The organism is Vibrio parahaemolyticus (assembly GCF_900460535.1).
Classification (GTDB): Bacteria; Pseudomonadota; Gammaproteobacteria; order Enterobacterales; family Vibrionaceae; genus Vibrio; species Vibrio parahaemolyticus.
On sequence record NZ_UHIL01000002.1, the window covers coordinates 510,271 to 533,807 of the forward strand.

The following is a 23,537-nucleotide window of genomic DNA, read 5'->3' on the forward strand; positions in this document are numbered from 1 at the left end:
TTTATTCCACCGTTGGCTCTTCGTATAGAAGCAACTGAACTTCACCCGACTCATCAAGCTCGCGCACCATTTGCATGATGTCTTGGCGCGCTTTCTGAACTCGACTTAGTGCAACTGCACCACGCGCTTCCATATCGTCTTCTAGCGCTTTCACCATACGTTGTGGCATTGAGCGTTTGATCGCTTGCTGCAACGTGATATCCGAACCTTTCAGTGCCGTAGCCCAAAGCTCGAGTGGAATTTGCTGTACGAGCATGTCCATGGTTTCTTCACGTTGACGGCCCAGCACCATGAAGTCAAACATGTTCTCTTCGATGGCGTTAACCACTTCTTCATCATGCAGTTTGAGCATTTCCATCAATGAACCACGGTCGCCTTCAAAGCGGTTGATGATGTCTGCCGCTTGCTTAACGCCAGAAAGCGGTACGCTTTGGCTTGCAGACACTTTTTCGATACAACGTTCAACCAGTTCATGCAGATCGGTCGCGACTTGGTGATCGATGTCTTGTAGCTGCGCAATACGGAAGATGATTTCATCATGGTAGTCTTGCGGCAAATGCTTCAGCACGGCAGATGAGCTATCCGCTGGCAGATAAGCCAAGAAAATGGCTTGCATCTGCGGGTGCTCGTTGACGATAAATCGCGCCAGCGTTTCAGCCTCTACCCATTGCAGACGCTGCATGTTGTTGCGAATTTCGTCACCGTACAGGTTGTTCAACAGACCTTTAGCAAGATCGTTACCGAGCGCCTTACGCAAGGTGTTCGACAAGTACTCTTTCGATGCACCACGAATACCACTGTGCTCACGAAAATCTTCAAAAAAGTTTTGAATCACGCCGCGTGCTGAATCGCTTTTTATGCCATTCAGTTTCGCCATTGCGCGAGTCACACGCTGTGTTTCATCGCGGGTGAAATGCTGCAACACTTTGGCCGCTGCATCCTCGCCCATGCCCAGTAGCACAAGCGCGGTTTGTTCTACATAACTAAGCGTTTGTTTTGACGTCAACTGAGCTGTGTTCATTGATGTTTACCCATTGTTTCAGTATTTCGGCTACGCGCTCTGGCTCTTCATTAGCAATAAGCTGTAGGTGTTTCAATTGAATCTCTAGTGGAGAACCTGCAGGAGGCAGCATGTCGCTGTTCACATCCAGACCCGTCGAGGCAGAAATGCCTTTTTCAGACAGACGACGGTTAAGCACTTCTTCATGCTCACGCTCTTCACGTGTTTGCAAGTTGTCGTAATCAGGCTCTTCTTGTGGCGGCTCAGCAAAGTTCAGTTCAGGAACTGGCTTGTCTGCGCCAGTTAGGTGCATGATCAATGGACGCAGCACAAAGAAGATCATCGCCAAGCCCAACATCCCGCCGATCACATAACGTAATGGCTGTTGAACCGTAGGGTCTTGCCACCAAGGCAGAGCTGTTGGCGCGTCGATATCAATCGGTGTGAAGTTGAAGCTCATCAAGCTCAAGCTGTCACCTCGCGCAGCTGAAATGCCAACGGCATCGGTGATCATGGTAGAGATTTGCGCTTTGTCTGCATCGCTCCAAGCCACACCGTCTGGTGATGCTTTTGAGTTCAATAGAACCGATACGCTCAATTTCTCAATCTGACCTTGTTGGTACTGAGTACGGCGCACGCTGCTGCCAACCGCATACTGACGATTCACTTCAGAGCGCGCATTGGTGTTTTGGCTGTCGTTTGTCGCCGCCTCACCAGTCACTGGAGGCTGGTTGCTGAGAGAACCTGGTACGCCAAGCGCGATTTGGTCAATCGAATTGTTTTGAATGGTGTGTTCGTTACGAACCACTGGCGCGTTATCAAGGATTTCTCGCGTTTCTTCCACTTGGCTGAAATCCATATCGGCTGCAACCTGAACACGGAAATTACTAGGGCCAACAATCGGCGTTAGCATGTCTGCCGCACGTTGGATGATTTGCTTCTCAACGTTCTTTTGGTATTCCAGATACTTCGCGTTTACTTTGCCCGCTTCTGCTGACGCAACATCAGCACTCAACAGTCGGCCATATTGATCGATGACAGAAACAAACTCAGGCTTCATCGCCGTCACACTGCCTACGATCAAGTTGATGATCGCTTCAACCTGTTCTGGCTTAAGGTCTTCACCCGGTTTGAGTTCGAGCATGACAGATGCAGACGGGTTTTCACCGTTTTGGCGAACAAACAACGTTTGACGAGGAATCGCAAGGTGAACACGCGCATTCGCTACCGAGTTTAGCGACATGATAGTGCGTACTAACTCACCTTCTAAACCATGACGGTAACGCGCAGTCTCCATAAACTGGCTGGTACCTAATGAGCTGTCTTCTTTCAGTGAATCCAATCCGGTTGGCAGTTTCGCTTTTACGCCTTTTGACGCCAATAACATACGAATGCGAGCCACCTCACCTTCAGGAACCAGCACTTGGCCGTTCTGCTCCTGCATGCGGTAGCTCACACCTTCACTCTCTAAGACCGAGACAATCTCACCAATATCGAATCGCTCTTGTTGACTGTAAAGCGGACGGAAGCTTTGAGAAGAACTCCAAAGCGCAACCACAATGATCGCCGCTACAATCGCCGCGAGAACAGCGGATAGAACAAGATTTCGTTGGCTACTTGACCAAAGCTGCTTAAGCTTATTTGTCACGTCGTCCATGTTGCCTGCTGGCGAGAACGCTTGTGTCGTGCTGGTCGTCATGGCCGTATTTCCGGCAACTTGGGGGGTTAGTTCTGACATGAATTACACCGGCATCTTCATAATATCTTCAAAAGAGGCAACCACTTTGTTGCGCACCTGCATAAGAGCGTTGAACGATAAGCTGGCTTTCTGGCTTGCGACCATTGCGCCAACTAAGTCGTCACTTTGCCCAGTTTCTACCGCCGTCATTTTTTGACTGGCCGCAGATTGATGTTGATTGACTGTATCCAACACGTTCGTCATCGCTTGAGAAAACGACAGTGGAGTATTCAGTGCTTGTTGATCTAAAGGGTTGGCACTCACGATAAATTCAGGCGGCTGCACTTGAGCCTGCATCGCCTGCATTTTTGACAACATGAGTTGCTCTGCCGAGACCGCATTAGTAGGTTGACTTGCCATCTATATTTTTCTCCTATTAGGCAGCCGAGCCTAGAGCCGACTGTAAATCAATACCGTGTTCTCGCATGGCTGCGAGCTTGTAACGTAGCGCTCGGGTTGATACTCCCAAGGCGTTTGCGGTTTTGGTTCGGTTTCCACCAAACTGACGTAATTTGTCCAAAATAAATTGGTATTCAGCCTGCTTCTTCGCTTCCACATGACCAAAGCTGGACTTTGGTTCCATGGAAGGCACTGGGGCAATGAGTTCAATCGGTAACATCAGATCATGCGCTGTAATGTAGTCACCATGGCGCATCACCAAGGCACGTTGAATAACGTTCTCTAATTCACGAATATTGCCCGGCCAGTGATACTGACTCAGAGCGCTGATCGCATCCTGAGATAAGTGACAGCGGCTGCTATCTTGATATTTTTCAATAAAGAATTGGCTGATCGGTAAAATGTCTTCTTTTCTTTCGCGAAGTGGTGGCCAATGCAATGGCAACACATCCAATCGGTAGTAAAGATCTTCACGGAAGGTGCCTTTTTGCACTTCTTCTCGTAAATCTTTGTTGGTTGCGGCAATCACTCGAATATCAAGCTTGATGGCTTTGTGACTGCCCACACGTTCCACTTCTCGCTCTTGAAGTACACGCAAAAGTTTGGCTTGGACTGCAGGAGACATTTCACCGATTTCATCTAACAAAATCGTGCCGCCGTTTGCTTCTTCAAACTTACCGCTTTGCGAATTCGTCGCGCCAGTAAACGCGCCTTTCACATGACCAAAAAGCACCGCTTCTAGCATCGATTCAGGAATCGCGGCACAGTTCACTGCAACAAATGGGCCATTAATGCGAGGAGAGTGTTCGTGTACATATCGAGCCAGCACCTCTTTACCCGTACCAGACTCACCCGTGATCAACACACTCGCGTTCGTACACGCTGCACGGTGCGCCAATTGAAGTACCTGCTTACTGCGCCACGACTCAGCCACAATGTTCGCCATTGGTTTGCCAAGAGCTTCAACACGCTTTAGCAAATTGATGAGCTGATTCGCTTCAAACGGACGCAACAAGTAATCGGTCGCGCCCGACTTCATAGTCTCTGCCGCCAAAATGCCTTGTTCTTGATCCACAATCGCAATCACAACGCCAGCATTACGCTGCTTCTGGTGACACGCAACAAACTCACGTACGCACATATCCGGTAGCGTAGAGCTCACTAACGTGATGCTTGCGCGCTCTTCTAACAGTGCGCTTCGCCCTGTACGTGTGTGCTTTGCGGTGTAACCGGCATTCTTCAGCACATCCAGTACAGGTTGAGCAAGGTGTTCGTTCGGCTCAACCAACAAAATATTCGTTTTCGTCATCATTGAACCTTAACCTTCTTTTGTTGAGTCTGTTGTTGTACGTACATGGTGTTTTTTTCTATGGTGCGTTCGTTGTCTCTGACTAGGCGCAACGTCACACGTCGATTCTTTGCCTGACCAGCTGCTGTATTGTTATTTGCGACCGGATATCGGTCACCATGAGATCTGACTTCGATAATATTTGGGTTTACACCGTGAGCAATCAGTGCATCGGCCACTTGTTGAGCACGTAAACGCGATACCGAAAGGTTGGTAAGCCTTGGTCCAACATTGTCGGTATGGCCATCGATTAGTACTTTCGTCACTCGGTCATCAACAGAAAGATAGCTATAGAGCGCAGCTAACGCCTGTTGCTGAGTCGCATTTAGTGTTTTCTGACCGAATTGAAAAGGCAAAACGATGTCTCTTGCTTGTGAGAACGACAGTTTCGGTAGTCGCTCTCGACACGCATTAAATTCACCCAGTGCCTTTTGAATTTGAATTGTTGGGATTCTGACCTCTGACAAAGCGGAAGCGTCTTTTCCTTCCAATACCAGCGTAATCCAACTACCACCGGCAATCGCCTTCATTAGTGAGGGTGCGCCTTTACGGAATACAAATCGACGAGAAGGCTTGGTAACCGTAAGAGAAGATTCAACTTTTCTATAAAGCTCTTTACCCCACGGTGCATTTTGACTAATTAGTGTCGCACCTTGCCATTCCTTCCCTTCACCTCGTATGTCGGAAATAAAGGAAATCTTATTATTTGGTTCCAAGCGGAAATAAAACTTCCCCATTGGAACTTTTGAGTGCACGAGGTTGCACTCAAACTTATTTCCTGAAAAAAACCAACTAGAAACATCCATTGGAACTGTCAATACTTCACCAGACAAGGCTGGATTAAAATTGACCAAACCAAAAGAAAAAAAGACGTTACAAATTATTATCAAACTACGAAAGGAAAGGTATATCTTACATTTCCATGACTTAAGCAGTTTAATTAAATATGCCACTGAAGCTCTATAACTGGCATAGCTAATCATGTTAATTACCTATTCTGAAATACTTAAATTGATTGGCAAACGTTTACATGAGCTGGAACACCCATAAAACAAACGAGATAAGACCAATAAAACAACTATTTATATTAATTTTTTTATAATAATCACGTTAGTAACCAGATAGAGGAACCTGGTGAAATAACAACAAATATTGCTCAAAAGTTGCTATTTTAATTTATTAACCGATTTATAAATGAAACTAACCCTTTTTAATTTTTATTAAAAGCTTCGCATGTACTGACATAAGCAACATGTGAACTAAAGTCACATAATTCGAAGTTAAAACTAAAACATCATGAAAAACTCTGTGTAGACTACCGAATATTAAGTTAGAAGAACTTAGTTTGTTAACGCACGGTAAAATATAAATGGAAACTAGAGTTAGTGAGTCTATTTCCGATATCAAACCTCTTGATGTCGAATTATTAGGCAAGCCTATTCATATCATTCGAGATAAGCTTGAAAATTTAATTTCAGAATCTTGTTCAAGCCTAACGAATGAATTGCAAAATTGGCTCAGTACAAACAAAGTGGAAGCTAGCTTAACCTCCGTAGACCTGCATCGATTCTCTCCTGCAATGATGGACAAAGATCAGACATCCACCCATAAGCACCAAGAAGGTGGCATGGTATTTGTTCACGGTGATACTCAGACTCTCGTTAAATTAGCAGACCGTTTTTATGGCGCTAATACAGAGCGTTCAGTCGCAACACTGACTGCCAGTGATCTTCGCCTACAGGAAAGAATCAGCCGCATTATTATCGGTTGGCTAGCACCGCAAGACATGTGGGAAGCATGTGAGTATGAAGCTCCACGCGGCATAGGCTTATGTGTCCAATTAAATATCACCTTTGAAGGTTATCAAGGGTCGATGTACTTAAAACTGGACACGCATCTGATCCAAACCTTGATTGAACAGCTTGAGCTGCAATCAGACGTGGATTTGTATGAACCTTTTTGTCGTTCCCTAGAATCAACGCCAGTTCGTCTTAACGTGGTATTGAGTAAAAAAACGATGGCTCTAAGTGACGTTGTCAGCCTAAAACCTGATGACATCATGCCAATCGAATTACTGAATACCGTACCGGTAAGCATTGGCAATCAACCTCTCTTTACTGGCCGTATTGCTGAGCAAGACGGACAGCTTGTTTTGATTTTTAACCCGGATAAGGAAACGCAGCGATGAGCGAAGCGCCTGAAACTAAAGCGTTCGACACAGATGAACTGAACTTTGATGATTTTCAATTAGAAGACTTTGAAGCTGAAACAACGCGCCAACCTGAGCCTGTTGCTGCAGAGCGCGACCTGAGCTTTTTCAAAAGCATCCCTGTGACTGTCACGCTTGAAGTCGCAAGTAAAGAGATCCCACTTGGTGATTTGATGAAAGCGGGCGAAGGCACCGTCATTGAACTTGAAAAGCTGAACGGCGAACCGTTGGACGTAAAAGTGAACGGTTCCCTACTTGGCCATGCGGAAGTAGTTGTCGTTAATGACAAATACGGTCTTCGCTTGATTGACGTACACGATTCGGCATTAAGCGGCGTTGGTCGATAATTTTTGGTAGGCAGTACAATGAACAATCTGAGCGCTTGGCATCGTTGGTTACCTTTGTTGGTATTGGTGTCACTTTTGTTTGCATTCCCAACAATGGCAGCAGACAACGGCTTAACAATTCTGTCCGTTACGGACGGCGACGCACAACAAGAGTACAGCGTTAAACTACAAATTCTTTTGTTGATGACGGCGCTCAGTTTCCTTCCTGCTTTCATTTTGATGGCGACGAGCTTTACACGCATTATTGTGGTGCTGGCTATCTTGCGCCAAGCGCTTGGTTTGCAGCAGAGCCCGCCAAACCGCGTGTTAGTGGGTATTGCATTAACGCTTACTCTGCTCATCATGCGCCCAGTTTGGACGGATATCTACGAGAACGCGTTCCAACCATACGACAATGGTGAAATTACGCTGGTTCAAGCATTTTCCGTGGCGGAAAAGCCCGTGCGCAACTTCATGTTGGCGCAAACCCATCAGAGCTCTCTTGAGCAAATGTTGCGAATTGCCAATGAGCCGCTCGATCAAAAAGTAGAAGACATCTCGTTTGCCGTTGTTCTTCCTGCGTTTGTGATCAGTGAGCTTAAAACTGCGTTCCAAATCGGCTTTATGCTGTTCATTCCGTTTTTAATCATCGACTTGGTGGTCGCTAGCGTCTTGATGGCCATGGGTATGATGATGCTTTCACCACTTATCGTCTCTTTGCCATTCAAGTTGGTGGTGTTCGTTCTGGTCGATGGCTGGGCGATGACGGTCGGCACTCTTTCAGCCAGTTTCGGTTAACAGGAGCCCATAATGACACCTGAATTAACCGTTACTCTATTTTCTGATGCGGTATGGCTTATCATCTTGATGGTGGCCGTACTGGTAGTGCCAGGCCTGATTGTGGGTTTGGGTATTGCGGTATTCCAAGCGGCAACGCAAATCAACGAACAGACATTGAGCTTTTTACCACGTCTGATCGTCACTCTGTTGATGGTGATTTTTGCAGGACACTGGATTCTTCGCAAAATCATGGAGTTGTTTGATTTCTTGTTCCACAACATTCCGGGGATGATTGGCTGATGGCCATCACATTTGCAGACCTCTCCGCAATTCTCGGTCAACTTTGGTGGCCGTTTTTTCGTGTGGGAGCGGTATTTTTATCCATGCCATTTTTTGGTGACGCGTTGATTCCGATTTGGGTTCGCAGCTTATTAGCACTCTCTATCGTTGTCATCACAGCGCCATTAATGCCAACAATGCCTACGGTTGAACTCTTCTCATTAACCTCTTTGTTTCTCGCATTTGAGCAAGCGATTTGGGGTTTGATGTTCGGTCTGATTCTGCACATGCTGTTTAACGTGTTCACCATGCTCGGCCAAACCATTTCTTTGCAGATGGGTTTAGGTATGGCAATGATGAACGACCCTGTGAATGGTCTGTCGGTGGCGATTCTAGGCCGTATCTTTTTGATTTTTTCGACCTTACTCTTTTTGTCACTAGAAGGGCACTTACTGGTGATCGATATTGTTATCCAAAGTTTTGTGGTGTGGCCTGTTGGCTCAGGCATCACGGCCCTATCACTGCAAGGCGTGATCAATGTGTTTGGTTGGATGTTTGCCGCTTCTCTCGCACTTGCGCTGCCCGCCATCGTGTCAATGCTATTGGCGAACATCAGTTTTGGTGTGATGAACCGCGCCGCACCTTCTCTGAACGTTTATGCGCTAGGTTTTCCGATGACCATGCTACTTGGCCTGTTCAGTGTTTTGATTTCTGTTTCCGGTGTTCCGGGCCGCTACACCGCGCTGGCGCATGAGACGATCCGACACTTAAACAACTTTATGTTGGGGGGCGCATGAGCGATCAGTCGTCACAAGACAAAACCGAAAAGGCCTCCCCCCAGAAAGTTAAAAAAGCCCGCCAGGAAGGCCAAATTCCACGAGCGAAAGAATTCACCACTGCAGTCATTTTCATGGCTGTAGCGCTGTATTTTTACTCTCAAATCAATAGCATCTGGGAAAGCATGTTCGGCATTTTTCGCTATAACATGTCGTTGACGAAAGCCGACCTAGAAAACCCACAGCAAATGGTAGAACAAGTGGGTCAGAGCCTTGGCATGATCATCGAAATGCTGTTGCCACTTTTCACGGTTATCATCATCGTGACGTTCGGTAGCAGTATGGTCTTGGGCGGCTGGATGTTTCGTCCCGCAAACATGTTGCCAAAACTGAGTAAACTCAACCCGCTCAGCGGCATTAAGCGTATTTTCTCAACGCGTTCGTTGGTGGAGCTGGTTAAGTCGACAATCAAAGTAACGGTGATTTTCGGCATCCTTTACGGCTACTTGGACAATCACCTTCAGCCATTGCTAGGCATTCAAAACCTACCGCTTAACCAAGGTTTTTCAATGGTGATGTCTATCTTGTTTGAAGGACTGCTCTTGATGGGATTTGCTTTGCTGTTGTTTGGTGTGATTGATATTCCTTACCAACGTTGGGAACACCTCAAAGAACTTCGCATGACAAAGCAAGAATTAAAGGAAGAATTCAAAAACAACGAAGGCCGCCCGGAAGTCAAGCAACGTATACGCCAAATTCAACAGCAGTTTGCGCGCCGAAAAATCGACAAAATGGTACCGACCGCCGACGTAGTGATCACGAACCCGACACACTATGCGGTCGCTCTAAAATATGAGCCGTCGCTCTCAGATGCGCCATTTGTGGTCGCCAAAGGCGTCGATGAAACAGCCATGCACATTCAACGTATCGCGCGAGAAAATCAGGTGGAAATCATTAACTCCCCACCTTTAACACGTTCGATTTATCACACCACCGCGATAGAGCAAGCGATTCCAAGCCAACTTTATATCGCCGTGGCACACATTCTTACTTACGTTTTGCAGTTGAAAGCCTTTCGTAAAGGAGACGGAAAAAAGCCGACACCTTTGCCTCATTTTTCAATTCCAAAACACTTGCAGCACTGATTAACCCGCGTTTATCCAAGGACACGAAAGTATGCTTACTCGGTTAAAACAACTTCAAACCTCAACCAAAGGCTACATTGGCATCCCCATTGTTTTGCTGATGATTCTGGCGATGGTTATTTTGCCATTACCACCATTGCTATTGGATGCGCTGTTTACTTTTAACATCGTATTGGCGATCTTGGTATTGCTGGTCAGTACCACAGCAAAGCGACCACTCGACTTTTCTGTTTTTCCAACCATTTTGTTGGTGGCAACCTTACTTCGCCTAACGCTGAACGTCGCCTCAACCCGAATCGTATTGCTAGAAGGCCATAACGGTGGCGATGCCGCTGGTAAAGTCATTCAAGCTTTCGGTGAAGTGGTCATCGGCGGCAACTACGTTGTCGGTATGGTGGTCTTCATCATCTTAATGATCATTAACTTTGTGGTTATCACCAAAGGTGGTGAACGTATTTCAGAAGTCTCCGCGCGTTTTACATTGGATGCCCTGCCGGGTAAACAAATGGCAATCGATGCGGACTTAAACGCCGGTTTGATTGATCAAGAAACCGCTCGTCTGCGCCGTAAAGAAGTTGCGAACGAAGCCGACTTCCACGGTTCAATGGACGGTGCGTCGAAATTTGTTCGCGGTGATGCGGTCGCAGGTCTGTTGATTCTATTCATCAACATCATCGGTGGTATCAGCATCGGTGTTTTCGAACACGGCTTACCAGCGTCTGAAGCATTCAAAACTTATGCACTGCTAACCATCGGTGATGGCTTGGTAGCGCAAATTCCATCGCTATTACTGGCAACCGCAGCTGCAATCATCGTGACTCGCATCAATGACAGCGACAACGGCATGTCAGAAACCATGCAGAAACAGTTGCTCGCAACTCCAGCAACCTTGTTTACGGTTGCAGGGATCATGGCGGTCATTGGTATGGTTCCGGGTATGCCGCACCTTGCATTCTTTGCATTTGCTGGCGCATTAGGGTTTGCAGGTTGGAGACAAAGTAAGAAACCAGTTCAAGACACGCAAATCGAACAGGTGGAAGCACTTTCTCAAGCCATGCAAGAGGAAGACACACCACTCACATGGGACGACATCCCACACGTGCACACTCTGTCTCTTGCGCTTGGTTACCGTCTTGTTCACCTAGTAAACAAGGATCAAGGTGCGCCACTTTCGCAACGTATTCGTGGCGTACGTCGTAACCTCTCAGAACAGGTAGGTTTTCTTCTACCAGAAGTTCGCATTCGCGATAACCTAAGCCTAAAACCGAACCAATACACCATTTCTCTTAATGGAGAAGTGATTGAGCAGGGCTTTATCGAACCAGAGCGTTTAATGGCGATTGCCGTTGGCGACACCTACGGTGAAATCGATGGCATTCTAGGGAGCGATCCTGCTTACCAACTTCCTGCGGTTTGGATTGAACATCAAGACAAGGCGAAGGCACTCAACATGGGTTACCAAGTCGTGGACGACGGTACCGTGATCGCAACACACATCAGCAAAATCATGAAAACCAACCTTGCAGAATTGTTTACACACGATGATGTAGAAGCGATGACGCAGCGATTAACCCAACAAGCGCCGAAATTGGCAGAAGCCTTAGCCGCTGCACTTAACCCAGCTCAACAGCTCAAAGTGTACCGCCAGCTATTGCTTGATCAGGTGCCACTAAAAGACATCCGAACCATTGCGAATACCATGCTGGAGTCTTCAGAAAACACGAAAGACCCGATTTTGTTAGCTGCTGATGTTCGCTGCGCACTAAAACGCACGCTAGTTAACTTAATTGCAGGGCAAAAACCTGAGCTCAATGTTTACGCTTTATCGGATGAATTGGAGCAAATGCTACTGACGTCGCTGCAACAAGCGCAAGCTTCAGGTACAGTGGTTCTCGATAGTTTCCCAATCGAACCGAATATTCTTGGTCAGTTCCAACAAAACTTACCTTTGATTCGACAACAACTTAAGCAGCAAGGCTTACCGCCAATACTACTTGTAATGCCGCAATTACGCCCACTACTGGCGCGTTATGCGCGTACTTTTACTCAAGGATTGGCTGTGCTGTCTTACAACGAAATTCCAGAAAACAAACAGATCAATGTGGTAGGAAACCTTGGTTAATCTTATTTCAACACACGCGATATACGAATATCTTTGCAGTCTCGCGGTACAACACATCGTCACGGACGACGATCAATTGGTATTTGAAGCACTCAAACACAATGACATCCAACACGCTTGCCAAGCCATTCGTGAAACTCAATCCGGTGAGGTGGTGTATCAACACCTTACTTTGAGATTCGGATTGCGCGGAGAGCAAAGCGTTTATCAGTTTGAGCTTTCCGAACAAATGCAATACTGCTTAGATTTGTTCAGCCTTTATCTCGCCATACGACAAACTCAATTTCAATTAGAAGCTTTTCATCCAGATTTAATCAGCAACGTCGTCGTACCCATTCGTGTCGATGCACTGCTGTGGGATCCGGGCGTGTATTTTTTAGAGCAGATGGTTCAGTTTCACTCAGCCGCTTTCCAGCATGTAATCCCATCCTTACAAGCAGATGAAACATTGTGCCTTCACGAACGCATGGAAACGCTTGTCGAAAAACTAAAGGAAAATGCGTTTGCATTGTGGTTTGAAGTAGCCACATCCCAAACGCATTTTGAGCGTATTGCTGAATTTGATCCAGATATGATCAAACTCTCGGTAACGATAGAGAACAAACAAGATCAACACTCATTTTTACCCATTGCGCGATTTCTAAGAAAACACAAATACCAGTGGGTTGCTGGTCGCGTTGCAAGCCAAGTCGAACTCAACCGCTATCGACTGCTCGGTGCAAGTTATTACTTTGGTTACTTCAGTGACATCCCTACTTCCCTGTCTTTCCGTTCCTTTGATGAGGAATAGCTGAAACCCAACCCTCATGGCTAAACTAAAAAGCGCGAATGATTCGCGCTTTTTTACTTTTCTCGTTTTAGATTTTCTCTCTGCCTTAATCTTATGCCGATCAAAACACATCGGAAACTAACGCTAAAACGGTAACAAACCCCAACTTAGTGGAATGCAAGTCACTAAAAATCATCAATTTTGATCTTTTTTAGAAAATTTTTAATTTTCAAATTAATCATTAGTGGCAAGCGACCGCCTCTAGTTAGTGACTAGGGAATATCCCAAGGCCTGAAAGAAATAGTGATAAACTAAGGAGACTAAGATGGCTTTATCAATGCACACTAACTACGCATCACTTGTAACTCAAAACACTCTAAACAGCACAAGTGGTCTTTTAAATACTGCGATGGAGCGTCTAAGCACCGGTTACCGCATCAACTCAGCTTCTGATGACGCTGCAGGTCTACAAATTGCTAACCGTTTGGAAGCTCAAACTCGCGGCATGTCTGTAGCAATGCGTAACGCTCAGGACGGCATCTCTATGATGCAAACTGCTGAGGGTGCAATGGAAGAGATGACTAACATCACTTACCGTATGAACGACCTTGCAACACAATCTTTGAACGGTTCAAACAGTGATAAAGACCGCGCAGCAATGGACGCTGAGTTCAAACAGCTTTCAGCTGAACTAAACAACATCATGGGCAACACATCTTTTGGTGGTCAAAAACTACTAGCAGCTGGTGGTGGTTTTGAAGCGGGCGCAGTTACTTTCCAAATCGGTGCTTCTTCAGCTGAAACTCTAGACGTAGACGCATCTGCAAGCATCAAAAAAGTAGCAGCTACACTTGCTGACGCAGCTATCACTGACGGTATCGGTGACGCAACTAAAGCTAAAGCAGCTCTTGATAAAATCAGTGATGCTGGTGGCCTTATCGAAGATATCGGTGCTACTCGTGCGCAGTTTGGTGCAAACATCAACCGTCTAGAGCACACAATGACTAACCTAGGCAACATGGTTGAGAACACTTCTGCAGCGAAAGGCCGCATCATGGAAGCAGACTTCGCAGTTGAGTCTTCAAACATGACTAAGAACCAAATGCTTATGCAAGCTGGTACTACAGTTCTTTCTAAAACCAACCAGCTACCTAGTATGGCAATGTCTCTACTTCGTTAATAACGAATTAGAACGTACGATATTGTTAATATGTACAAAAGCAAAAGCCTCCCTATGGGAGGCTTTTTTATCACCTACGTATATAAATAGAGCTTGTATTCCCGCATTGCTCTTCAGGAACCCTAAAGCCTATTTTTCGCATCATGTTGTGAAGTACTTTGTTAAATAGCTCCAATTCAACTGTCTCGCTTCCCTGTCCTTGTTGATAAGTTTTTAACTCAGGGAAAGTGGATATCGCTTCCTGCTGGATACTGGCCAATTCATCCGCATTAATATTTTGTTTGCTCAGTAACTTAGCACTAATAAATGTCTCGTAAGATCGAGCGCATTTCATCAGCCGTAAAACAAATTCATTCATTTCTGTCGTTCTTTTCTAAGTGATAGCCTGACGTTGGTAAGGTGCGCTAAAACACCAAAATATGCCGAGTTAAAAGATACCAAAAATCGATGTACTTCCTCTGTAGGAATAGTCCTATTTACATAGCAGGAAACACCTAAAGCAGCGCTTTATTAACGGCTTAATCAACACGTCACATTCCTAAAATGAATTAAATATTTTCAGCTTTTTAGTCGCCTTGTCTTATAGGGAAACACTAGATGTTTTCGAGAGGAAGGCGGAACACATAAGGTGGAAAATCTACTTCCTCTCAAATTTAAATAGTATCGCAAGTCAATGTTTTGCAAGCATATTTAAGTTAGGCACGTATCTTGCGATAAGACATACTTTCAAGGCATAGAGTTACGCTAATTACCAATGAGAGAGGGAGTAAGCTCGTGAGTTCAATAGATCCAGCAACCTTTGCAGCCCAGTTCGCGCAGATCGAAATTCAACCTTTTAAACAACGCTACCAACTGCAAACCAATACGTATCAATCTCAGCTATCTGCTCTGGGTAAAGTTGAGAGTGCCATGCGTGAGTTCCGCACTGCGCTCAACGAAATGAACAGCAGCACAAACAGCATCATTAAAAACTCCACCTCCATCTCTCAAGAAGGCTACTTTACTGCAAATGCAGACGCTAAGGCTCTATCGGGTAGTTATCAGATATTCGTCGAGCAAGTAGCAACGTCACACCAAGTTTCTACTGGAATGCCAGCAGATCTAGACGCAACCACTGAAATCCCAAAAACAGGAAATCTTGAGTTCACCATCAACGGTAAAACAATGACGATTGATCTATCAACGGTCGATACCGACGGTGATGGTGTAACGACGGTGAGTGACCTAACGAAAGCGATCAATAACAACAGTGATAACCCAGGTGTAAACGCAACCTTGGTACGCTCAAATGGTCAGACTCACTTCATGCTTTCAAGCACTGAAACCGGCGTCGCTAACCAAATCAACGTGTCCGCAACGGGCACAGGCCAAGCGTGGTTTGAAGATGCATTCACAAACCTTAGTCAAATCAGTGCCCCCCAAGATGCCGTGATCTGGTTGGGTGCAGAGAAAACTGGTCTAAAACTCACTAACTCGAGCAATACGTTTGAAGGTGTTATCGATGGCGTAGACATTACCGTAACCAAGGCTCAGACCTCTGGAGAAACCGCGATTGGTTTAGGTATCGGCGCTGATGACGAAGCAACCAAAGAGCAGCTTAACAAGTTCGTAGACGCCTACAACACATTGATATCTACAATTGATGAACACACACAAATCGGTAGTGAAGATAAAAAACGCGGTGTGCTAGCTAGCGACCCAACCATGCGCTCAATTGAAAGCCAACTATCAAGCCTTGTCCGAGGCGAGCACGGCGGCATGCGCTTAAGCGAAATAGGCGTAACGTTGGATCGCCATGGCAAATTGAAAGTGGACCAAGAAAAATTTGCAGAGGCACAAAAAAACAATAGCGCAGGCTTAGAAGCAATGTTCAATGGCGACGGTGCATTACTTGACTCAATGGATGCCATGGCCGAACCATTCCTTAAATTTTCTTCTGGTGCGTTCAAATCTCGTAAAGAAGCGCTGCAAGCAAACTTAGATCGCCTCTCAGACAAACAAACCACTTTAGAACGTAAGTACGACATGTCGTACAAGCGTTACCTAAAACAATTCACTCAAATGAATACATTAATGACCCAAATGAACCAAACCATGTCAATGTTTGGCTAAGGCTTTAGGAGAAGATCTCATGCTTATGGACTCCGGTTACGACTCATACCAACAAGTCGACCTCGATGCTCAAGCGGCAGCAGCAAACCCTCATCAACTTGTCATTATGCTTATTGATGGCTTACTCGATGAAATTGAACGCATTCGCGGCCATCTTGCTGCGAAGCGTTTGGCAGAGAAAGGCGCTGGCATCAATAAATGTATGAACATTTTAATTGGATTAACCAGTGCCCTTGATGACGAAAATGGTGGCGAAATTGCAGAGAACTTGCGCCAACTGTACGACTTCTGTCAAGTCGAACTGTACTACGCAAGCGTACAAAATGACGCTGACCGTTTAATGAACGTCGAACGTGTAATGGGTAATATTCGTGAAGGTTGGATGAATTTTGGACAACAAGCATAAAGTGTCGCCAGAGCGATTCCGTCACTTATCTCAGCTAATCCAATTCGCCACTAAGACGGCGGATTGGCACGCGCTAAAACGCCATGATTTGCAACTTCGAGAGCTGCTTATCAGTCATAAGCCGTTTTTGAAAGATCCCAAATTAGCACCTGAGATTCAGCGTGCTAAATCCGTGCACGCGGATGCTTTTGCTGCATTAGAGAAAGCCACTGGTGAGCTCAAAAAAGAGATGAACATGGCGAACGATCAACAAGAGCGTGCCATGGCATATCAACTAGCGATGACAATGGAGATGACACAATGATGATTTCTTCTTCACTGCCATCGTCAAATGCCACTTCATCTTCAGAAGGCCGAATCACGCAAGCAAAAGACGTTCAAGGCTTTTCGCAACGCAGTGCTTCAGGGCAAACACCTCTGAATCAATCCGCAGCATTATCAGAGCAAGCAGTATCAAGCTTTCGCCTTGCTGCACAAACTTTCTCAAGTGAAGAGCGCAAAGAGGCGACAACTGCAACAACGGAAGAAAATGCTGCTGTTGACACCACAGGAATGAATGTTCTTCTGAGTGCAACAACACCAACTGAAACACCAGACCTTGCAGCGCAAGCGCAAACCTTGACGCAAGGCATGCTAAACATGGCTGAGAAATCGGTTGCGTCGTTCAACAAAGTCAATCCGTTGGAAGTAAAAGGTGAAGCAAAAACAACAAGCCCAGCGCAAGCTAATGCCTTGTTAAACACATCACCGCAACAACAAGATATTCAAATTAGCCAAACAGCTTCTGCGAATGCACGCGTGAATACCTCTGCCGTAGACTTTCAAGCATTGTTGAACCAACCAGCGCAAGGGCAAGCAACGACTGCACCACTGAACGTTCAAACTTCTGCTCCGTCCGCTCAAGCAGTGAGCGCTGCGACAGTAGCTCATGCTCATACGCAAGGCTCAGAGTGGGCAGCAGTGAAAGTGGACACAAGTGCAGGCAAATGGGGCGAGCAGATGATGCAGGTGCTGCATGACCGAGTCACCTTGCAAGCACAGCAAAGTGTTCAGGAAGCGAAAATACGTCTCGACCCGCCCGATCTAGGCAAACTGGATTTACTCGTTCGTGTTGAGGGAGATCGATTGAGCGTACAGATCAACGCAAACACGGCGGCAACACGTGAAGCCTTGATGCAAGTATCGGAACGCTTACGCACTGAACTACAAGAACAAAACTTCGTCCATGTTGATGTCAATGTAGGTGCCGACCAAGGTCAAGAGCGCCATCAACAACAGATGAATGACGAAGACACCACAATTTTCGCTGCACGTGAGTCCAGCGCATTTCAATCCAATACAACAACAAACTATTCAGAACACTGGCTGAACACTCAAGCCTAAGTTAGTCATCGAGGAAAAAGGTTATGACCAAACAACAAATGATCGCCATGTTTATCGCCATGATCATCACCAGCGCCCTCGTTTCGGCCGCCACCATCATGGGTGGTATTTGGTATCTCAATAAACAGGCACAAGATTCAGGTGAAACCAGCTCACTGCTTGAGAACTCTCCTTTGTCTTTTCTTGTGACTGAACAACCAACCAGCAAAGGCCCAAGCTTTCACCCTCTAGACAAAGTTGTACTGAGCATTAAAGGCAAGAAACAGACGCACTTTGTCATGCTAGAGCTGGCTATTGAGACCCGTCGACCAGAACGTATTAAAGACATCGATAACTACATGCCAATGGTTCAAAACTCGCTTTTGAAGCTGTTTAGCGACAAAACTTTCGATGAACTGCAACAGACAGGCGCGATCGATATTCTGCAAAACGAAGTGAAGCAAACGCTGTTGGTAGCCTTTGCGAAGACTGACATCGTGCGTGATATCGATGATGTACTGCTGACGAAATACGTTGTGCAATAACGGAGCACAACCATGTTAGACATGAACCCTCAAGAAACGTACACCGCACCAGAGGAAGTGAACACACCATCACGCCCGATTGATGAAAACGCACTTTTGCAACGTCATCAAGTGATGGTGAAACGCGTAGTTAACCAACTTCGCGTTCATGCCACTTCCCATTGCAGTATCGAAGATATGCAGCAAATTGGTCTTATCGCGCTGGTTGAAGCAGGACGTCGTTATGGAGACATTGACGATACTCACTTCCCGGCATTTGCGGTTTGCCGCGTACGTGGCGCGATCTTAGATGAGCTGCGCCGTTTAGACTGGCGCTCACGTAAGACACGTCAGCAAGCCCATGAGCTTAACGACGTCACTCGTGACCTCACCCGCTCGTTAGGTCGCATGCCAACGGACTCAGAAATCATCAAAGCTCTCGGCACCGACGAGCAAGATTATTACAACCGTCAAAACGCGGCGCTTGCAGGTGAAATGCAAAGTCTCGATCAACTGATGGAAAACAGCACCGACAGCCACTTTGGTGGGCAATACGACGGCATGGAGCACGAGCACATTCGTCGTAGCTTAGACAGCGCACTAGGCCGACTGTCAAAGCGAGATCAATTGCTACTGACGCTGTTTTATCAACACGAACTCAATTTACACGAAATAGCCCTCGTCTTGGATCTGACGCCACCTCGAATTTGTCAGCTTCATAAACAAGCGCTGAAACAACTCAACCAATTAATGTCCTCTTAGGAGTCACAAGATGCAAAAGTTTTTAGGAGTCCTCACTATCCTTGTGTGTGTCTTCGGCGGATACATGTGGGCTGGCGGTAAGCTAGGTGCAATTTGGCAACCAGCAGAATTTCTGATCATCATCGGCGCGGCAGCGGGTTCTCTCATTATTGGTAACCCACCACACGTGCTGAAAGAGATGCGCCAACAAGTGCCAGCAACCATCAAAGGTCCAACTGAAGAGTACGAGTACTACATGGAGCTGATGGCGCTATTAAACAACCTGCTAGAAACAGCGCGTAGCCGTGGTTTCAAGTTTTTGGATTCTCACATCGAAGCACCAGAACAAAGCTCTATCTTCCTGATGTACCCGCTAGTTTCTGAGGATCATCGTCTGATTTCGTTCATTACTGATAATTTACGTTTAATGGCGATGGGACAAATGTCGCCTCATGAATTAGAGGGACTGTTAGAACAAGAAATCGAAGCTATCCAGAACGAACTGCTGCTGCCTTCACGCTCATTACAGCGTACCGCAGAAGCACTACCTGGTTTCGGTATTCTTGCCGCAGTTGGTGGCATCATCATCACAATGCAAGCCATAGATGGTTCTATTGCGCTCATTGGCTATCACGTAGCCGCTGCCCTTGTAGGTACATTCATTGGTATTTTTGGTTGTTACTGTGGTCTAGATCCACTAAGTAACGCCATGGCTCAGCGAGTGAAACGTAATATGACCGCTTTTGAATGCGTACGCGCAACGCTCGTTGCTTACGTCGCTAAAAAGCCAACATTGCTCGCCATCGACGCTGGCCGTAAACACATTCAGCTAGACATCAAACCAACATTCAACCAAATGGAGAAGTGGTTAGCTGAACAGGAGGGATAATGCAAAAACAAGAGCATGTAGTGTTCAAACGTGCCAAAGCTCACGGCCATGACGAACCTCATGGCGGCGCGTGGAAAGTCGCGTTTGCTGACTTCATGATCGCCCTAATGGCGCTGTTTCTTGTGCTTTGGGTCATGCAAGTGGTGGATAAAGAAGAGCGTAAAGCGATTGTTGCCCACTTGCATAGCTCAAGCGTGTTCGACAAGAGTTACGGCAATCCATTTGATACCTCACAAAGTATCTCTCCTATCGACTTGGCACAGGACTCTTCTGTGCCAAGTAAACACAATTCCAATCACGTTGTGAGCTCTTATTTTCAAGGTGACGGTGATGGTCCAGAAATTAACTCTCTAGTTCCTGGCACCTTCGACACCCAAGAGCAACTTGCTGCTCTGGCAAAAGTTATCGAAGAGATGACCGCGCAGATCAACGCGCAAGGAAACGTCAACGTTACTGTGACACCACAAGGCTTGCGTATCGTGTTGCAAGACGATTACAAACAGCACATGTTCAGTCGTGGTGGAGCCGAGCTTACGCCATTTTTTGAAGATTTACTGTTGGCACTTGCCCCTCTTTTCGAGCAAGTAACCAACCCATTGATCATCAGTGGTCATACCGATGCGATTCCGTTTAAGAAACGTTTTGGTCGTCAGTCGAACTGGGCGCTGTCGGCATCGCGTGCTGATGTGGCGAGAAAAACGCTGGTTGAAGGCGGAATGCCTGATGATCGCGTCATGCAAGTTACTGGCATGTCAGATCGAGCGTTGCTGAACCCAGATGAGCCAGATTCAAGCGAAAACCGTCGAATCGAACTGTTTATTCTGACAACACCAGCAGCAAAAGTGCTTGAGACCTTATTTGGCAATCAAGATGACAGCGAGCTGCAAAAAGCGAAACAAAAAGCGGAATTTAACCAACCCGTTATTCGACAAGAAGTGATCCGTTACTCGGCGGACGCAGAAAAACAAGAAGCGAAAATCCAAGCACTATAACGCTTGTCAACGCCATAAACCACAAAGGTCACCTCGCCCAGCTGGTGACCTTTTTAATCCCTAATCCAATTGCCGTGACTTTTAGTAGAGTTCAATATGCACGAGCCAATGCCCGACACAAAAAGACGTGATGTGTTGAAGAAAGCCTTTTTGTGGCTAATCATCTTCGACTATTTATTATTGGCGTTTTTTCTTACCCAACTCTCTAGCCTCAACCTAAACAGTGGCACCATGATCAGCCTGCTGCTCGTGGTTTACAATGTTCTGCTTGTGTCGTTGTGTTTTCAACGAACCAACAAGCAAGACTCATACATCATCTACCCAGTGTTATCAGCAACGTTGCTCGCTTTTGTCTGCTTCCTTTACTTTTTTTTTCTGGTTTAAGAGCGCCATAACCTAATCAAGCACGCGTTCACTGATCATACGATTGAACGCAACGAGGTCAAATGAGCCTTTAATTTCAAACCGAACTCGTCCCACTTCACTTAAGAAAAACTCAATTTCGCAATCGAGATCAAACGTGCCGGAAGTCTCAATAGAGAATGCATTGATCTTACTGTAAGGCAGCGACGTGTAATCCACTTTTGAGCCCGTAATCCCTTGCACATTCGCCGCAATCACTCGTTTGTTGGTAAACACCACTTGGTCACGAACGGTTTTAAAAGCGGCGAAAATGGTCTCACCATCAATCAAAAATTTGTGGAAATCATCTCTGACTTTGGAAACGTCAATAGGCTTAAGCTTGAACACAGAGGAGTTATCGAAGTCGATCATGAGTCGTCCTTTAATTAGGCTGAAAAACGAATTTCTCAACGTATCAGACCACACCGATTTTGCCTATCCACCTCAACCGTTTTTGCTTGATTCATCTACTGCAAAACCCAAATTACTTCCAACCCTGCCGCCATAACTCTGGGTCTTTCAGATCTTGCCAGTTCATCTTTTGCTCACGTTTACTCATAACGGCTTCAATGACACATTTCACAACATTGCCGTCTTCATCCAGTTCCATTTCAGTTACCACAAAGTGCTTCTCTTTATTTTTAGGTGACGTCGCCGTCCATTTGCTGTGCAATAGTTTCTTTGGGTGAATTCTATTCATCGCGGTATACCAATTTAGCTATCATCTTTATGTATACGACTGAATACCAAGAGAGAATCAGATTTTATTTTTAAGCATCCACGAAAGAGAAAAGCCGCAAAAGAGGTCATCCCCCAATGCGGCCTTACTTGCAATCCACTTAGGTCTTTTGACCGTTCAAACGAGGGTTTAAGTACTGACTCTGTAGCAACTGCAAAGCCTTACCAACCAGCACAATCACCACCGCGCCGATCAGTACTGGCGTGAACAGAAAGCTCCACCCCTGCCCAGATGCCATGATCAAGATAGGATTTGCACCCGCAGGTGGATGCGTTGTCTTCGTAATCAGCATCGCTGACACACCTAACCCAGTCGCAATTGCGAGGGTTATTGGCGTGATCTCAACGTATTGGCTAAACGCAATACCGATAGATGCCGTAATGAAGTGACCAATGATCACGTTTTTTGGTTGAGCGAGAGGGCTGCTAGGCACCCCAAACACCAACACCGCAGTAGCACCAAATGGAGCCATGAGAAGTACAACCTCAGTAAGAGATACCTCGGCGTAAGACAACACACCAATAGCCAATGTCGCACCAAGCCCCGCGACCAAAGATAAAATTAAATTATTCATAAACACCTCAAAGTAGACCGAATTGTCTACAAACTAAAATAGACAAATCTGTCTACCTTTGTCAATATGTGTTTGTAGAACTTTTTGAGGACGTAGTTATGAACAAAAAGAAACAGTTATTGATCGACACCGCGTTGTCACTGTTTTACAAACAGGGCATCAACTCCATTGGCATCAATGAAGTCCTTAAAGTTTCTGGCGTGGCTAAACGCACGCTGTACAGCCATTTTGAGAGCAAAGAAGCGCTCATCCTCGCCGCATTAGAACAACGCCACCAAATCTTCATGGCGTGGCTAGAGGAAAAACTGTCATCAGCACAATCGAGTACAGACGTAATCGACCAGTTGTTTACCGCGCTTAACGGCTGGTTTCATGGTTCTGAGGAAAAATTGGGCGAGTTTCGCGGCTGTTTCTTCATCAACACGTCCGCCGAATTCAGTGACGACAGCGGCGAGATCGCAACGTATTGCCGCCACCATAAACAACAGGTTCGTGAGCTAATTCAACGCTATCTCAAATCAGACAACACATCATTACTCGATGCCATCTGCATCATGAAAGAAGGTGCCATCACTACCGCTTACATGACAAAAGAGTACGACGACGTCACAAAGAAATGCGTGGAAATTTTGCGCAAGCTGTAATGCGTTCAGGCGTAGTAATTAGCTAATTAAGTATTCAAACAAAAAGGCACCTATCGGTGCCTTCTGCATTAACAGGGGTTG

28 protein-coding genes are annotated in these 23,537 nt (G+C 46.1%); 19 read left to right on the plus strand and 9 right to left on the minus strand.

Translation table 11 applies throughout. The features are described 5' to 3' along the window. Position 1: 1 nt before the first annotated feature. From DYB02_RS19175 to DYB02_RS19195, 5 genes are read right to left on the minus strand one after another with little or no spacing between them, the layout of a single operon-like run. A complete protein-coding gene (locus tag DYB02_RS19175) occupies positions 2–1,021 on the minus strand; it encodes a flagellar motor switch protein FliG (protein ID WP_005478340.1) in 1,020 nt (339 codons plus the stop codon). Then, positions 984–2,738 (minus strand): flagellar basal-body MS-ring/collar protein FliF, encoded by a 1,755-nt coding sequence (fliF, locus tag DYB02_RS19180; RefSeq protein ID WP_011106531.1) that lies wholly within the window; start codon positions 2,736–2,738, stop codon positions 984–986. The genes DYB02_RS19175 and fliF overlap by 38 nt, the downstream gene beginning before the upstream one ends. A gap of 3 nt (positions 2,739–2,741) precedes the next feature. Beyond that, a complete protein-coding gene (gene fliE / locus DYB02_RS19185) occupies positions 2,742–3,098 on the minus strand; it encodes a flagellar hook-basal body complex protein FliE (RefSeq protein ID WP_015313601.1) in 357 nt (118 codons plus the stop codon). Between the two features lie 16 nt (positions 3,099–3,114). Beyond that, complete coding sequence (locus DYB02_RS19190) at positions 3,115–4,446, minus strand: sigma-54 interaction domain-containing protein (protein ID WP_005478291.1); 1,332 nt, start codon at positions 4,444–4,446, stop codon at positions 3,115–3,117. Further along, complete coding sequence (locus DYB02_RS19195) at positions 4,446–5,468, minus strand: MotY family protein (protein ID WP_029803576.1); 1,023 nt, start codon at positions 5,466–5,468, stop codon at positions 4,446–4,448. Before DYB02_RS19195 ends, DYB02_RS19190 begins: the two co-directional genes overlap by 1 nt. Positions 5,469–5,854: 386 nt before the next feature. On the opposite strand from DYB02_RS19195, the gene DYB02_RS19200 reads away from it, so the two are divergent. From DYB02_RS19200 to lafA, 9 genes are all read left to right on the plus strand, one after another. Next, a complete protein-coding gene (locus DYB02_RS19200; protein WP_005462796.1) occupies positions 5,855–6,673 on the plus strand; it encodes a FliM/FliN family flagellar motor switch protein in 819 nt (272 codons plus the stop codon). Then, on the plus strand, positions 6,670–7,041 hold the full coding sequence (gene fliN / locus DYB02_RS19205) for a flagellar motor switch protein FliN (RefSeq protein ID WP_005462794.1): 372 nt from the start codon (positions 6,670–6,672) through the stop codon (positions 7,039–7,041). Before DYB02_RS19200 ends, fliN begins: the two co-directional genes overlap by 4 nt. 18 nt (positions 7,042–7,059) lie before the next feature. Further along, positions 7,060–7,818 carry a flagellar type III secretion system pore protein FliP gene (gene fliP / locus DYB02_RS19210; protein ID WP_005462793.1) on the plus strand — a complete coding sequence of 253 codons (759 nt, stop codon included), beginning with the start codon at positions 7,060–7,062 and terminating at the stop codon, positions 7,816–7,818. Positions 7,819–7,830: 12 nt separating this feature from the next. Beyond that, on the plus strand, positions 7,831–8,100 hold the full coding sequence (fliQ, locus tag DYB02_RS19215) for a flagellar biosynthesis protein FliQ (protein ID WP_005462792.1): 270 nt from the start codon (positions 7,831–7,833) through the stop codon (positions 8,098–8,100). Beyond that, a complete protein-coding gene (fliR, locus tag DYB02_RS19220) occupies positions 8,100–8,876 on the plus strand; it encodes a flagellar biosynthetic protein FliR (RefSeq protein WP_029803575.1) in 777 nt (258 codons plus the stop codon). Before fliQ ends, fliR begins: the two co-directional genes overlap by 1 nt. Next, positions 8,873–10,000, plus strand: coding sequence for a flagellar biosynthesis protein FlhB (flhB, locus tag DYB02_RS19225; RefSeq protein WP_005462787.1), 1,128 nt, complete (start codon positions 8,873–8,875; stop codon positions 9,998–10,000). Before fliR ends, flhB begins: the two co-directional genes overlap by 4 nt. A 31-nt stretch (positions 10,001–10,031) precedes the next feature. Beyond that, positions 10,032–12,122, plus strand: a complete 2,091-nt coding sequence (gene flhA / locus DYB02_RS19230) for a flagellar biosynthesis protein FlhA (RefSeq protein ID WP_005478396.1) — start codon at positions 10,032–10,034, stop codon at positions 12,120–12,122. Continuing rightward, positions 12,115–12,912 (plus strand): EAL domain-containing protein, encoded by a 798-nt coding sequence (locus DYB02_RS19235; protein WP_005499872.1) that lies wholly within the window; start codon positions 12,115–12,117, stop codon positions 12,910–12,912. The genes flhA and DYB02_RS19235 overlap by 8 nt, the downstream gene beginning before the upstream one ends. Positions 12,913–13,216: 304 nt before the next feature. Beyond that, a complete protein-coding gene (gene lafA, locus DYB02_RS19240) occupies positions 13,217–14,071 on the plus strand; it encodes a lateral flagellin LafA (RefSeq protein WP_015313606.1) in 855 nt (284 codons plus the stop codon). Positions 14,072–14,141: 70 nt separating this feature from the next. Here the strand turns inward: lafA and DYB02_RS19245 are convergent, their stop codons facing one another. Next, on the minus strand, positions 14,142–14,429 hold the full coding sequence (locus DYB02_RS19245) for a hypothetical protein (protein ID WP_005499873.1): 288 nt from the start codon (positions 14,427–14,429) through the stop codon (positions 14,142–14,144). A 416-nt stretch (positions 14,430–14,845) separates the two neighbouring features. On the opposite strand from DYB02_RS19245, the gene fliD reads away from it, so the two are divergent. The 9 genes from fliD (at position 14,846) to DYB02_RS19290 (ending at position 21,481) form a co-directional block, all read left to right on the plus strand. Then, positions 14,846–16,183, plus strand: a complete 1,338-nt coding sequence (gene fliD / locus DYB02_RS19250) for a flagellar filament capping protein FliD (RefSeq protein WP_005462779.1) — start codon at positions 14,846–14,848, stop codon at positions 16,181–16,183. Between the two features lie 19 nt (positions 16,184–16,202). Then, entirely contained in the window at positions 16,203–16,589 is a 387-nt protein-coding gene (gene fliS / locus DYB02_RS19255) for a flagellar export chaperone FliS (protein ID WP_005462778.1), read from the plus strand. Beyond that, positions 16,573–16,893: a hypothetical protein gene (locus tag DYB02_RS19260; RefSeq protein ID WP_005478392.1), complete on the plus strand. Its 321-nt coding sequence runs from the start codon at positions 16,573–16,575 to the stop codon at positions 16,891–16,893. The genes fliS and DYB02_RS19260 overlap by 17 nt, the downstream gene beginning before the upstream one ends. Further along, on the plus strand, positions 16,890–17,972 hold the full coding sequence (locus tag DYB02_RS19265) for a flagellar hook-length control protein FliK (RefSeq protein WP_029803572.1): 1,083 nt from the start codon (positions 16,890–16,892) through the stop codon (positions 17,970–17,972). The genes DYB02_RS19260 and DYB02_RS19265 overlap by 4 nt, the downstream gene beginning before the upstream one ends. Before the next feature lie 23 nt (positions 17,973–17,995). After that, positions 17,996–18,496 (plus strand): flagellar basal body-associated FliL family protein, encoded by a 501-nt coding sequence (locus DYB02_RS19270; protein ID WP_005462773.1) that lies wholly within the window; start codon positions 17,996–17,998, stop codon positions 18,494–18,496. Positions 18,497–18,508: 12 nt separating this feature from the next. After that, on the plus strand, positions 18,509–19,237 hold the full coding sequence (gene lafS / locus DYB02_RS19275; RefSeq protein WP_005462772.1) for a lateral flagellar system RNA polymerase sigma factor LafS: 729 nt from the start codon (positions 18,509–18,511) through the stop codon (positions 19,235–19,237). A gap of 10 nt (positions 19,238–19,247) precedes the next feature. Next, positions 19,248–20,105: a flagellar motor stator protein MotA gene (motA, locus tag DYB02_RS19280; RefSeq protein ID WP_005462768.1), complete on the plus strand. Its 858-nt coding sequence runs from the start codon at positions 19,248–19,250 to the stop codon at positions 20,103–20,105. Further along, entirely contained in the window at positions 20,105–21,097 is a 993-nt protein-coding gene (locus tag DYB02_RS19285) for a flagellar motor protein MotB (RefSeq protein WP_005478256.1), read from the plus strand. The genes motA and DYB02_RS19285 overlap by 1 nt, the downstream gene beginning before the upstream one ends. Before the next feature lie 96 nt (positions 21,098–21,193). Continuing rightward, positions 21,194–21,481, plus strand: a complete 288-nt coding sequence (locus DYB02_RS19290; RefSeq protein ID WP_005462765.1) for a hypothetical protein — start codon at positions 21,194–21,196, stop codon at positions 21,479–21,481. Positions 21,482–21,493: 12 nt separating this feature from the next. Here DYB02_RS19290 and DYB02_RS19295 read toward each other — a convergent pair whose 3' ends face one another. From DYB02_RS19295 to DYB02_RS19305, 3 genes are all read right to left on the minus strand, one after another. Further along, complete coding sequence (locus tag DYB02_RS19295) at positions 21,494–21,871, minus strand: PH domain-containing protein (RefSeq protein ID WP_005499881.1); 378 nt, start codon at positions 21,869–21,871, stop codon at positions 21,494–21,496. Positions 21,872–21,983: 112 nt separating this feature from the next. After that, entirely contained in the window at positions 21,984–22,199 is a 216-nt protein-coding gene (locus DYB02_RS19300) for a TIGR02450 family Trp-rich protein (protein ID WP_025515273.1), read from the minus strand. Positions 22,200–22,338: 139 nt separating this feature from the next. Beyond that, positions 22,339–22,812: an HPP family protein gene (locus DYB02_RS19305; protein WP_005462762.1), complete on the minus strand. Its 474-nt coding sequence runs from the start codon at positions 22,810–22,812 to the stop codon at positions 22,339–22,341. Positions 22,813–22,910: 98 nt separating this feature from the next. Here DYB02_RS19305 and DYB02_RS19310 point away from each other — a divergent pair, with 98 nt between their 5' ends. Further along, positions 22,911–23,456 (plus strand): TetR/AcrR family transcriptional regulator, encoded by a 546-nt coding sequence (locus DYB02_RS19310; RefSeq protein ID WP_025788520.1) that lies wholly within the window; start codon positions 22,911–22,913, stop codon positions 23,454–23,456. Positions 23,457–23,537 lie beyond the last annotated feature (81 nt).